The following is an 11,831-nucleotide window of genomic DNA, read 5'->3' as shown; positions in this document are numbered from 1 at the left end:
TGGCGAAAACGGTTGCGACCTCAGATCTCCCCCCTTGCGGGGGAGATGGCCGGCAGGCCAGAGGGGGGTGTGAAGGATCGCCGACGTCATCACGTTAATTCAATCAGGCCACAGCCATCTGCTGCAAGCTCACCAGCCGCTGAATGCCCTTCTTTGCCAGGCCCATCAGCTCCGCGAACTGCCCTTCCGAGAACGGCTCGCCCTCGGCGGTGCCCTGGATCTCGACGATGCCGCCCTTGCCGGTCATGACGAAATTGGCGTCGGTGCCGGCAGATGAATCCTCGACGTAGTCGAGGTCGATGACCGGCTGGCCGTCATGGATGCCGCAGGAAATTGCCGCGACATGGTCCTTCAGCACCTTGGCAACACTGGCCATCTGCCGCGCTTCCATCCAGCGCAGGCAATCGTAGAGCGCCACCCAGCCGCCGGTGATCGAAGCCGTGCGGGTGCCGCCATCGGCCTGGATGACGTCGCAGTCGACGGTGATCTGCTGTTCGCCCAGTGCCTGCAGGTCGACAACGGCGCGCAAGGAGCGGCCGATCAGCCGCTGGATTTCCAGCGTGCGGCCGCCTTGCTTGCCGGCCGAAGCTTCACGGCGCATGCGCTCGCCGGTCGAACGCGGCAGCATGCCGTATTCCGCCGTCACCCAGCCCTTGCCGGAATTGCGCATCCAGCCCGGCACCTTTTCCTCCAGGCTCGCCGTGCACAACACATGCGTGTCGCCGAATTTCACCAGGCACGAGCCTTCGGCGTGTTTGGAGACGCCGCGCTCGAAGGAGATGGCGCGCATTTCGTCGGCTTGGCGTTTGGAAGGGCGCATCGAGGCCTCTTTCTGTTCTTTTATGGTTTCGTCGGCGGCTTGTAGACGCATGCAGCCCATGGCGCAAAGGAAAAGGCCCCCATACAGACGCCGGGTTGCGCGGGGGCGATGGAAGTCTATATCCTTGAGCCGGAGGTTTTTGGCTCGAATGACCAAGGCAGTCACCGAACCCAGTTTGCTGGCGCCCGCGCTGCAGTCGCTCGACATGCGTTCGCGCGACATCTTTCGGCGCATCGTCGAGTCCTATCTGAAGGACGGTGAGCCTGTGGGATCGCGCAGCCTGTCGCGCATCCTGCCGTCGTCGCTGTCGCCGGCCACCATCCGCAACGTGATGAGCGACCTCGAGCATCTCGGCCTGATCTATGCCCCGCACATCTCGGCCGGGCGCCTGCCGACCCAGACCGGCCTGCGATTCTTCGTCGATGCCTTCATGGAGCTTGGCGATCTCTCCGACGAGGAACGCCGGGTCATCGAGGCGCAGGTGCGCGCCTCCGGCTCGGGCGCGACGCTGGAACACATGCTGACCGAGGCCAGCCAGATGCTGTCGGGCATGTCGCGCGGCGCCGGCCTGGTGCTCGCCACCAAGAACGAGGTGGCGCTGAAGCACATCGAGTTCATCCAGCTCGAGCCGACCAAGGCGCTGGCGGTAATGGTGTCGCAGAATGGCGATGTCGAGAACCGCGTCGTCGACCTGCCGGCCGGCATCACCGTCTCGCAGCTGCACGAGGCCTCCAACTTCCTCAACGCCCATATCAGGGGCCGCACGCTCGCCGAGGCGCGCATCGAGATCGCCCGCATCAAGGACGAGACCAGGGCAGCGCTGGACACGCTGTCGCAGGATCTGGTCGAGAAAGGCCTGGCGGTGTGGGCCGGCGCCGATAGCGGCCTGCCGGCGCGCCTTATCGTGCGAGGCCGCGCCAATTTGCTCGAAAACGTCACCGCCCAGGCCGATATCGAATTGCTGCGCCACCTGTTCGAGGATCTGGAGACGCAGGACGGGCTGATCCAGCTGCTCGACCTCGCCGAGGACGGCCCCGGCGTGCGGATCTTCATCGGCTCGGAAAACAAGCTGTTCTCGCTCTCCGGCTCGTCGCTGGTCGTGGCGCCTTACCGCGACAAGGACGCCCGCGTCGTCGGCGCGCTCGGCGTCATCGGCCCGACCAGGCTGAATTATGCCCGCATCGTGCCGATGGTCGACTACACGGCCCAATTGATTACCCGGATGTTAAGATAATTCCGAAGCCGGGATCACCGTAAAGGAGGGCGCAGAATGGCGCTTGAATCGTTCAAGGCCCAGATCAGCATGCTGCTCGAAGAAATGGTCAACCAGCCGGAGGACGAGCACGAAATCCAGGAGCAGCTGCGCGAAAAACTGCGCGAAATGCGCGCCATGGGCTTGCCGCTGCCGGAAGATCTCGTCGCATTGGAAAAGCGTCTCGACGACGATCTGGACGTCGAAGAGGAAAGTTGAGCGGTTCTCTCGTCGAATCTGCGCGCGCGCACGCTTCTCTTTTGCGGCGGCTGCACAATATCTCCCTTGTGCATGACGCGCCGACCGGCGCGAGTTCGAGGAGAACAGCATGATCCGGATTGCCGGCTTGGCAGGCCTTGCCCTGCTTCTGGCCACCAGCACCTTCGCCCAGGAGGCCGATCAACCGCTGCTGACCGGCAAGGACGCTTTCGGCGACTGGAAGGCCGACAAGCCAGGTGTGCGCCGGCTGATCAAGCCGGATGATCTGCAAAAGCCCAACATGACCGAATCCGCCTCCAACAGCGCCGGCCTTGGCGATCGGCCCGAGGGCGCGAAGCCCGTCCTGCTGCCTGGGTTTTCGGCCGAACTGGTTGCTTCCGGCATTTCCAATCCGCGGGTCGTGCGCGTGGCGCCGAACGGCGACCTGTTCGTCGCCGACAGCGACGCCAACCAGATCCGCGTCTATCGGCTGGCCAAGGGTAGCGCGAAGCCGGCCGAAGAGGGCATTTTTGCCGACAATCTCAACCAGCCCTATGGCATCGCCTTCTACCCGCCTGGCGACAAGCCGCAATGGGTCTACGTCGCCAACAACGACAGCGTGGTCCGCTACGCCTATCGCGACGGCGACCTTAAAGCCTCTGGCGAACCGGAGACGATTGTCTCCGACATCCCTACCGGCGGCCACTGGACCCGCGATATCTCCTTCTCGCCGGACGGGAAGACGCTGTATCTCTCGGTCGGCTCCGGTTCTAACGTCGCGGAGGGCATGGGGAAGGCACCGAATAGCGGCCTTGACGCCTGGGCAAAATCACAGCCACTCGGCGCCACCTGGGGTTCCGAGGATGGCCGTGCCGACGTGCTGGCCTTCGGCCCCGACGGCAAGAATGGCCGCATCCTCGCTACCGGCCTGCGCAATTGTTCGGGCATGACCGTGCAACCGGCCACCGGCGCGCTGTGGTGTGTCGTCAACGAGCGCGACGGTCTCGGCGACGATGTGCCGTTCGAATATGCCACCTCAGTCAAGGACGGCGCCTTCTATGGCTGGCCCTGGTATTATATCGGCGCCAACGAGGACCCGCGTCACGAGGGCGCGCGCCCAGACCTCGCCGGCTCGGTCGCCGTGCCCGACGTGCTGATGCAGGCGCATTCGGCGCCGCTCAACATCGCCTTCTATGACGGCGACAATTTTCCGGCCGAGTACAAGGGCGATGCTTTCGTCGCCCTGCACGGCTCCTGGAACCGTGGTATGAGGACCGGCTACAAGGTGGTGCGGCTGAGATTCAGCGACGGCAAGCCGACCGGCGAGTACCAGGATTTCATCACCGGCTTCGTCCTCTCCGACGACGCCGTCTGGGGCCGGCCGGTCGGCGTCGCGGTGGCCAAGGACGGCGCGCTTATCGTAACCGAGGATGGCAACGGCACCATCTGGCGCATCACCCATGTCGATGGCCCATCCTGAGCCGGCGAACAGCGCAATCCGGCCCTAATGCACGTCCCGATGGATCACCTTGGGATAGGTATGGATCACCTCGGCCGATGAGCGCGGTCATCGAAACCGGTATCCCTGAGATTGAAGAGGCCGACCGAGCCGAAGGACTTCTTCGCCCCTTGCGCGAAGCGGCCGCCGCTGAAATCGTGTTCGTAAAGCGTCACCGTGACGTGGCCGGCATTGAGCTTCGGCACGTAAACACTGCTGATGGTGTCGTTGGCGACGCCAAGCTGGTTGACGTTGAAGCGATAGAGGTCCTGCACCATGCGCCGGGCCGCATTGCCATTGATCATCCAGTATTCGCGGCGCGATGCGCGATGAGTTTGAGCGGCGCCTTGCGGCCAAGCCCGAGCCAGTGCTCGAACACCATCACATTGGCGCCCCACGGATAGGGATAGTTGGACTTGTCGATGATGCGTGGCGGGCCATCCTCGGCAACCTCGGCGGTATCGACATAGTCCAGCCATTGCAGCTGGAACGACGCTTCCACGTTGAGGTCGGTACTGCGCGGATCGGCAGCAATGATGCGCCAGTCGGAGACCGGCGGATATTTGGTGTGGAGGTCGATGTAGAATTCGCCTTTGGCGGTGTCGTCGGGGTCCATCTTTTGCGGTCCGTCACGCTCCATCGCCACCAGCCGCACCTTGAACCGGTTGTTGACGACCAGCGGATAGATCATCGGACGAATGGGGTGAGCGCCAAGGTTCCGGCTGTCGGTAAAATATCCAGTCTGCGGAACGACATCGCTATCGCCCTTGTCGAACAGGCTGAAAGCCTGACGCCCCTCGAATGACCGGCTTTCATGTCCTGCTTGGCGCAATCGAATCCGTTTTGCCGTTGCAGGCTTTCATGGCATCAGAGCGGCTCAGGAGGTGCGACCGTCATGACCCTCGCCGGCTTCCTTGCCTATAGTGCTGCGCTGGGCATCGCCGCCGCCATTCCCGGCCCCGGCGTCACCGCGCTTGTGGCGCGGGCGCTCGGATCCGGCTTCCGCTCGTCGCTGGCGATGTCGTTCGGCCTGATGCTCGGCGACCTCATTTATCTCACCGCGGTGGTGCTCGGCCTTGCCTTTGTCGCGCAAAGCTTCGGCATGGTGTTTCTCGCCATCAAATGGCTGGGCGTCGCCTATCTCGCCTTCCTCGGCTGGCGTTTCTGGACGGCCGGGATCACGCCCGAGACTGTCGAGGCCAAGAAAGGCAAGGGCGGCCTGGTATCGAGCTTCCTTGCCGGCCTCGCCGTCACGCTGGGCAACCCGAAGACGATGATCTTCTACCTCGCCATCACGCCGACCATCGTCGACCTGAAGACCATCACGCTCGCCGACTACGGCATCCTGGTCGCGCTCACCGTTATCGTGCTCTTCGTGGTGCTTGTGCCCTATCTGGCGCTGGCCGCCAAGGCGCGCTGGTTCCTGAAATCGCCGCGCGCGCTGAAGGCGCTGAACCGCACCGCCGCCGGCTTCATGGTGGGCGCGGCCGCAGCCATTGCCGCACGTCAGTAGATCGGTTCAGGCAATTCATTCCGCCGATCGGTCCATCCGGAAATGCGGCTTCGGAAGGCAAGCGTTTTCAGCAAGCGGCCCACTCGATATTTTCGGCCGGCAGCCTATCTTGCGCGGACGAAAGCCTTATTCTGTCCGCCGACGCCAATTGCCTGATCTGATTTGGGAGCGAAACCAATGAGCAAGCCTTCCGCGCGCGTGCCCGGCCGCGGCCGTGTCTACAACTCGATCACCGAGACGATCGGCGACACGCCGCTGGTGCGGCTCGACAAGTTCGCCAAGGAGAAGGGCGTCGTTGCCAACCTTCTTGCCAAGCTCGAATTCTTCAATCCGATCGCCTCGGTCAAGGACCGCATCGGCGTTTCGATGATCGAGGCGCTGGAAGCGTCGGGCCGGATCAAACCCGGCAAGACGACGCTGATCGAGCCGACCTCGGGGAATACCGGCATCGCGCTCGCCTTCGCCGCCGCCGCCAAGGGCTACAAGCTGATCCTGACCATGCCCGAAACCATGTCGGTGGAGCGCCGCAAGATGCTGGCGCTGCTCGGCGCCGAACTGGTGCTGACGGAAGGGCCGAAAGGCATGAAGGGCGCCATCGCCAAGGCCGACGAATTGGCCGCCACCCTGCCTGACGCCGTCATCCCGCAGCAGTTCGAAAACCCGGCCAACCCGGAGATCCACCGCCGCACCACCGCCGAGGAGATCTGGAACGACACCGATGGCGGGGTCGACATCTTCGTCGCCGGCATCGGTACCGGCGGCACGATCACCGGCGTCGGCCAGGTGCTGAAGCAACGCAAGCCCTCGGTGCATGTCGTCGCCGTCGAGCCGGAGGCCTCGCCGGTGCTGTCGGGCGGCCAGCCCGGCCCGCACAAGATCCAAGGCATCGGCGCCGGCTTTGCGCCCAAGATCCTCGACACCTCGATCTATGACGAGATCGTCAAGGTCTCCAACGAGGATTCGGTCGCCAACGCCCGCCTCGTCGCCCGCCTTGAAGGCGTGCCGGTCGGCATCTCGTCGGGCGCTGCCCTGCAGGCCGCCATCGCCGTCGGGTCGCGGCCGGAGAACAAGGGCAAGAACCTGGTGGTGATCATCCCGTCCTTCGCCGAGCGCTATCTGTCGACGATCCTGTTCGACGGGCTGGGGGCTTAACGTCTTAACTGGATAGGCGGCGATCCTTCGCACCCCCCTCTGCCCTGCCGGGCATCGGGGGTGCTGTCCCTCCGACATCGGAAGTCTCATGGCTGGACCGCAGAAAACCCGGCCGTGGCGTCCGCCACCGGCTTGAGCGGGAGGCGGCTTCAGGGTCAAATCGCCCCGGCCTGCTTCGCGCGGGCAGGGGGAGAATCACATGTACAAGCTTTACACGCGCCCAGGCAGCGGCGGTTTTGTCGTCGAGGCCGCATTGGCGCTGGCAAACGCGCAATTCGACCAGATCGATGTGCCCAAGAAGGATCCGCCGGACCCGGCTTTCCTCGACATCAGCCCGTTGAACCAGGTTCCGGTGCTGACCTTGCCCAACGGTCAATCGATAACCGAATCGGCGGCGATCTGCATCCTGCTTGCCGAGCGCCATCCGGAGGCGGGTCTGGCGCCGGCCGCCGGATCGCCGGATCGCGCCGGTTTCCTGCGCTGGATGGCGTTCATGTCATCGGTGCTCTACCCCGCCATCCTGCGCCTCTACTATGCCCATCGCTACACCGCCGATGCCGACGGCAAGAAAGCCGTCAAGCAGGCAGCCATTGCCGAGATGGACCGCGGCTTCGCCATTGTCGATGCAGCCCTCGAGGGGCGCGGCTGGCTGGTCGGCGACGCGATGTCGCTGGCCGACATCTACCTCGTCATGCTGGTGGCCTGGCACCCCGATATGGACAAGGCGCGAGCCGACTGGCCGAACATCGAACGCTTATGGTCGGCGCTGCGCGCGCATCCGCTGATGAAACGGCTCAACACCACGCATGAAATGTGGCCGGCCTGAACGGACGCTTCAATTTCGCAGGATCGCCCGTTTCGCCTGCAGGAAGCGGCGCACGGCGGGGTCGCGTTCAAGGCCGATCGCCCGGTCATAGGCTTCGACCGCTTGCGCCGCATTGCCGAGCCTGGCCAGCAGGCCGGCGCGAGCGGCCCAATAGGGCTGATAGTCGTTGAGCCGCTTGTCGTCGCCCAGCACGTAGAGCGCCGCCAGTCCTGCCGCCGCCCCTTCGGCCTCGGCAATCGCCACGGCGCGGTTGATCGAAATCACCGGCGAGCCTGATATCGCCGACAGCGCATCGTAGAAGTTACGGATCGCCGCCCAATCGGTTTGGCCGGTCCGTCGCCGCGTCGCATGCACCGATTGTACCGCCGCTTCGAGCTGGTAGCGGCCGATGACGCCAATGGTGGCGGCGTGGCCCAGCAGCGACTCGGCTTCGTCGATCAGCGCGTGATCCCAAAGACGGCAATCCTGTTCGGCGAGCGGCACATAATCTCCAGCCGCATCGCGCCGCGCCGGGCGGCGCGCCTCGGCAAACAGCATCAGCGCCAGCAGGCCGAGCGCTTCCGGTTCGTCCGGCATCAGCGATGCCACCAGCCGCCCGAGCCAGATGCCTTCGGTCGCCAGATTGCTCACTCTCGTCTCGGTCCCTGCCGGGTCGGTCCAGCCTTCGGCGAAAGCCGCGTAGATCGCTTCCAGCACCGTTCCCAGCCGCTCGCCGAGTTCGGCGCGATCCGGCACGCGGAACGGAATGCCGATCTCGCGGATGCGGCTCTTGGCGCGCACCAGACGCTGGCCCATCGTCGCCGGCGAAACCAGGAAGGCCGAGGCGATCGTCGCCGCGTCGAAACCCAGAACCGTCTGCAGGATCAGCGGCGCCCGCACGCTGGCTTCGATCGCCGGATGCGCACAGGCAAACATCAGCCTGAGACGTTCGTCGGGAAGGTCTTCGTCTTCCATGCTCGCCTCCATCTCCTCGGCCATCAGCTTGAGATGGTCGCGGCTCGCCTCGCTGGTCAGCCGACGGCGCACCGCGTCGACGCGCCGCCGGCGCGCCACGGCCAGCAGCCATGCTTCCGGCTTCTCGGGCACGCCGGTCTGTGGCCAGCGCTCAAGGGCCGCGGCAAAGGCCTCGGCCAGCGCGTCCTCGGTGCCGGCTACGTCGCGGGTGCGCGCAGCAAGGTAGGCGACCAGCTTGCCGTAACTCTGCCGGGCGGCCGCTTCGGCCGCCGCCCGCGCGATCTCCGGGCGATTGTCCATCACGGTTTCATTTCTTGGGCATGTAGTCGGCCATTTCCCAGATCGGCCGCAACTCGACCGTGCCGGCGCTCGCCGCCGGACAGCGCGCCGCCCAGTCGATGGCGGTATCGATATCGGCCGCCTCGATCATGTAGAAGCCGGCAAGCTGCTCCTTGGTGTCGGCATAGGGGCCGTCGATCACGTTGGTCTTGCCGTCTGTGATCCGCACCGAGGTGGTCGCCTGGGTCGGGCGCAACCGTTCGCCGGCGAGCCATGCGCCGGATTTCTTCAACGCTTCGGTATAGGCGGCATATGCTGCGCTCATCTGCTGAGCCTTCTCGATTGGCGTGTTCGCCTGCGCGGCTTCGTCGCTGTTGATCAAAAGCATGTATCGCATGGGTCTTCTCCCGTGGTTTCGAAGGCCGCGTCCTAGCGGGGCCAGACGTATGTCGCGCGGCGGCGGCCGATTTCGACAGGCTTCAGAAAAAACTTTCGCCTCCGCCAGGAGATTTCGCAAGGACCAGATGTTCCTTCGTCTGCTGGCGGATGACCGGCAGCGGACTGGCCGTGGCTCCGCACAGCACTATCTTCTGTCGTTGGCGGGCACGTCACACGAGGCGTGGGAGAAGAGAATGGAACTCGTGACCCACAAGAAATTCAAGAACGGCCGGTTGATGCCATGGGGCAAAGGCACGGTCGTCAGCGGTGCGAAAGGCACCGTCTATCTCTGCGGCAACACCGCGACATCGGCTGACTACGATCCGGCCGGCAAGAAGGGTGGCGGCTTCGCCGGCGATGCCGCGGCGCAGTGGCGGGAAGTTCTCGGCAACATCAAATCGGATCTGGAAGAACTTGGCAGCGGGCTCGACCATCTCATCAGGCTGACCTTTTTCGTCAAAGGGCCATTTCCCGACGGCGGCGTCCTCAGCTCGCCTAATTTTCGTCTCGACGTGCTGGACGCGTTTTTCGCCGAGCATTGTCCGAAGCATTGCAGCGACAACAATCCGCCGCCTTCGGAGGTAATCGGCGTCGCAGCGCTTGCCCAGGCAGACATCGTCATCGAGATCGTCGCCGTCGCGGCGCTGCCGGACTGAGGCGCGAACGAACAGGCCGGCCTTGCGCGACGTCGCCGTTGCGATCGAAGCGCGTCGGCACGAGTGGCGGCGCCGCGCCGGTGCGGGTTTTGCACCAGGCCTCGGCTTTGGCCAGTGAGCGCCCGGCGACGAGCAGGATCAGGCGTGGCTCGCTCTCCAGCAATTGCACGATGCGGCCGCCGAAAATGCCATAGCCGCCAACGACCAGAAGCCTATGGCGCCGCTCTTTTTGCGTATGTCGTTTTCCCGGAACCGAGGTCACTTTTGGGTGACAGGCGATTAGCCGATCACGCGCGCACGTATCGCGGCGGACAGGATCTCGCAACTGTCCTTGCGGCCGAACATGGCGTAGCGGTTTTTGGCGATGCGTTCGTAGAGCCAGTCACGCAAGGGGCGCGGGATGAGCAGCAGGGCCTTCGCCGCCCGCCACGGCCAGCCGAGTTCGGCCATCACCGCGATGAAACTGTCCAGCCGCATGAAGGGAGCGCCGCCGACAAGGACCAGATTGGTCTCGTAGCTGTCGGTGCGCAGCCCGTATCTCTGGAACAGCGCCTCGCCGAAGGGCGACTGCGCCGTGGCGAAGCGGAAGCGGTTTTTGCGGTCGAGCCCGACCACCGTGCGTACGAAGCCCGAGCACAGCACGCAGACGCCGTCGAAAACGATCAATGGCTGGCTGGCATCGAAGGGTTCAGGAGAAGAAGTCACGGGACGTCCGGCAGCTTGTGTCTTCAGACACTAAGCCCGCCGGCAGCGGGATCAAAGCCGCGGCGTTGTCGCACGGCTTCTCGCGGCCAGCGCGGGGCGCTCGGCGCGATAGGTGGTTGCGCGGGGATCGGCCTCCGGTCTGCAGATCCGGCTGTCGTGACGCGTTTCGAATGTCATGATCAATGCGCGCCGAGCGAGCTGCCGCGACGGGCGCAGGCCGGACCCGGGCCGCGCATGTAGTAGCGCTCCGGCCGATAGGTCGGCGCGATGAACTCACGGATGGCGGCGGCATAGCCGGCGATGTGGCCCCAGAATTTCATTTTACTCAAGTCCCTGTCCCGATTTTCGGATGTCCCGTCCGATTGCGGGGATCATAGCGTCGAGGCGTGAATAGTCGGTGAACACGATGTTAATCTTTGGTCGAAAACCCCATGCTTCGTGGCCGGAATGCGGCTGTTTGGGGGTCTTTCGGTGTGGTTCGTCGCCATTTCCGGCATTGTGACTTTTGCATCACATATGTTTCGTATGGATGTCGCTTGAGCGCGGTTCTGTTTCAATTTGGCGAGCCTCTCGAAATTTCCATGCTCGCTGCCGAAATGCCCCTGGCTGCGCGCCCGGAACCGGAACGGGCCTTGCCCGTTCTCGCTTGAACCGCATCGCGCAGGAGTTCGCCATGGCACCTCGCCCCGCCTGGAAGGGCTATCTGAAACTGTCGCTGGTCACCTGCGCTGTCGAACTGACCAACGTCGTCACCCACGCCGAAAAAGTTTCGTTCCGGGTGCTCAACCGCAAGACCGGCAACACGGTCAAGCGCATCTATGTCGATTCTGAAACCGGCAAGCCGCTGGGCGATGGCGACGAGATCAGGGGCTATGAGGTGAGCCCCGGTGAGTTCGTCTATGTCGAGGACGAAGAGATCGAAGCGGTGCAGATCGAGTCCTCGCACACGATGGCGCTGGATGGCTTCGTCGACAAAGCCTCGATAGAGCAGATCTATCTCGACACGCCCTATTATGTCACGCCCGCCGACAAGGTGTCGGAGGAGGCCTTTGCCGTCATCCGCGATGCCATGGCGGACAAGAAGATGGCCGGGCTGGCGCGCGTCGTGCTCTATAGCCGCGAGCGGCCCGTGGTCATCGAGCCGCGCGGCAAAGGCATGGTGCTGACCACCTTGCGCTACGGCAACACGGTGCGGGAGCCGGAGAGCATCTTCGGCGACATCAAGGCGGTGAAGACCGACCAGGAGATGACCGATATGGCCGAACGCATCATCGACAAGAAGAAGGGGAAGTTCGATCCGTCGACATTCGAGGACAAGTTTGAGGACGCGCTGCTCGAACTGATCCGCGCCAAGAAGGCCGGAAAGAAGGCTCCGAAAGCGCAGGCCGCGCCCAAGCCGTCCAATGTCGTCAATCTGTTCGACGCGCTGAAGAAGAGCCTGTCCGATGGCGGCCAGGCGGAAGTCTCGGCGAAGAAGGCCAAGCCGGCGGCAAAAAGCGGCAAGGCGAAAGCTTCTGCGCCCAAGCGCAAGTCGGCTTGA

Annotated in this window: 15 protein-coding genes; 8 read left to right on the top strand and 7 right to left on the bottom strand. The window is 64.1% G+C overall.

The window, feature by feature from the left end; translation table 11 throughout:
* Positions 1-103 precede the first annotated feature (103 nt).
* Entirely contained in the window at positions 104-820 is a 717-nt protein-coding gene (gene rph / locus X771_RS155245; RefSeq protein WP_023687552.1) for a ribonuclease PH, read from the bottom strand.
* A 148-nt stretch (positions 821-968) separates the two neighbouring features.
* Here rph and hrcA point away from each other — a divergent pair, with 148 nt between their 5' ends.
* From hrcA to X771_RS155260, 3 genes are all read left to right on the top strand, one after another.
* A complete protein-coding gene (gene hrcA, locus X771_RS155250) occupies positions 969-2,054 on the top strand; it encodes a heat-inducible transcriptional repressor HrcA (RefSeq protein WP_023681233.1) in 1,086 nt (361 codons plus the stop codon).
* A 36-nt stretch (positions 2,055-2,090) separates the two neighbouring features.
* Entirely contained in the window at positions 2,091-2,291 is a 201-nt protein-coding gene (locus tag X771_RS155255) for a hypothetical protein (protein WP_023672050.1), read from the top strand.
* A 109-nt stretch (positions 2,292-2,400) separates the two neighbouring features.
* Positions 2,401-3,750, top strand: a complete 1,350-nt coding sequence (locus tag X771_RS155260) for a sorbosone dehydrogenase family protein (protein WP_023672049.1) — start codon at positions 2,401-2,403, stop codon at positions 3,748-3,750.
* A gap of 65 nt (positions 3,751-3,815) precedes the next feature.
* Here X771_RS155260 and X771_RS155265 read toward each other — a convergent pair whose 3' ends face one another.
* Positions 3,816-4,073, bottom strand: coding sequence for a hypothetical protein (locus X771_RS155265; RefSeq protein ID WP_023687551.1), 258 nt, complete (start codon positions 4,071-4,073; stop codon positions 3,816-3,818).
* Positions 4,070-4,600, bottom strand: a complete 531-nt coding sequence (locus X771_RS0133715; RefSeq protein ID WP_031202523.1) for a hypothetical protein — start codon at positions 4,598-4,600, stop codon at positions 4,070-4,072. Before X771_RS0133715 ends, X771_RS155265 begins: the two co-directional genes overlap by 4 nt.
* Positions 4,601-4,663: 63 nt before the next feature.
* Here X771_RS0133715 and X771_RS155270 point away from each other — a divergent pair, with 63 nt between their 5' ends.
* The 3 genes from X771_RS155270 to X771_RS155280 all read left to right on the top strand — a co-directional run bounded on the left by X771_RS155270 (position 4,664) and on the right by X771_RS155280 (position 7,259).
* Positions 4,664-5,281, top strand: coding sequence for a LysE family translocator (locus X771_RS155270; RefSeq protein WP_023687549.1), 618 nt, complete (start codon positions 4,664-4,666; stop codon positions 5,279-5,281).
* Positions 5,282-5,458: 177 nt separating this feature from the next.
* Entirely contained in the window at positions 5,459-6,433 is a 975-nt protein-coding gene (gene cysK / locus X771_RS155275) for a cysteine synthase A (protein WP_023687548.1), read from the top strand.
* A 199-nt stretch (positions 6,434-6,632) separates the two neighbouring features.
* Entirely contained in the window at positions 6,633-7,259 is a 627-nt protein-coding gene (locus X771_RS155280; protein WP_023681237.1) for a glutathione S-transferase family protein, read from the top strand.
* Between the two features lie 9 nt (positions 7,260-7,268).
* On the opposite strand, the gene X771_RS155285 is transcribed toward X771_RS155280, so the two are convergent.
* Both X771_RS155285 and X771_RS155290 read right to left on the bottom strand, forming a co-directional pair.
* Entirely contained in the window at positions 7,269-8,513 is a 1,245-nt protein-coding gene (locus X771_RS155285; RefSeq protein WP_023687547.1) for a DUF6596 domain-containing protein, read from the bottom strand.
* Positions 8,514-8,520: 7 nt separating this feature from the next.
* Positions 8,521-8,889 (bottom strand): YciI family protein, encoded by a 369-nt coding sequence (locus X771_RS155290; RefSeq protein ID WP_023681239.1) that lies wholly within the window; start codon positions 8,887-8,889, stop codon positions 8,521-8,523.
* A 235-nt stretch (positions 8,890-9,124) separates the two neighbouring features.
* Here X771_RS155290 and X771_RS155295 point away from each other — a divergent pair, with 235 nt between their 5' ends.
* On the top strand, positions 9,125-9,586 hold the full coding sequence (locus X771_RS155295) for a RidA family protein (RefSeq protein ID WP_023687546.1): 462 nt from the start codon (positions 9,125-9,127) through the stop codon (positions 9,584-9,586).
* Positions 9,587-9,865: 279 nt separating this feature from the next.
* Here the strand turns inward: X771_RS155295 and X771_RS155305 are convergent, their stop codons facing one another.
* Together X771_RS155305 and X771_RS1000000166560 are read right to left on the bottom strand one after the other, a co-directional pair.
* On the bottom strand, positions 9,866-10,291 hold the full coding sequence (locus tag X771_RS155305; protein ID WP_031199395.1) for a DCC1-like thiol-disulfide oxidoreductase family protein: 426 nt from the start codon (positions 10,289-10,291) through the stop codon (positions 9,866-9,868).
* A gap of 179 nt (positions 10,292-10,470) precedes the next feature.
* Positions 10,471-10,620: a hypothetical protein gene (locus X771_RS1000000166560; protein WP_196813601.1), complete on the bottom strand. Its 150-nt coding sequence runs from the start codon at positions 10,618-10,620 to the stop codon at positions 10,471-10,473.
* Positions 10,621-10,964: 344 nt separating this feature from the next.
* Here X771_RS1000000166560 and X771_RS155310 point away from each other — a divergent pair, with 344 nt between their 5' ends.
* Positions 10,965-11,831 (top strand): Ku protein, encoded by an 867-nt coding sequence (locus X771_RS155310; RefSeq protein WP_023687543.1) that lies wholly within the window; start codon positions 10,965-10,967, stop codon positions 11,829-11,831.

It is taken from the genome of Mesorhizobium sp. LSJC269B00, from assembly GCF_000502815.1.
Classification (GTDB): domain Bacteria; phylum Pseudomonadota; class Alphaproteobacteria; order Rhizobiales; family Rhizobiaceae; genus Mesorhizobium.
The sequence above is the reverse complement of the archived record's forward strand: the minus strand, read 5'-3'. Positions and strand labels throughout refer to the sequence as shown.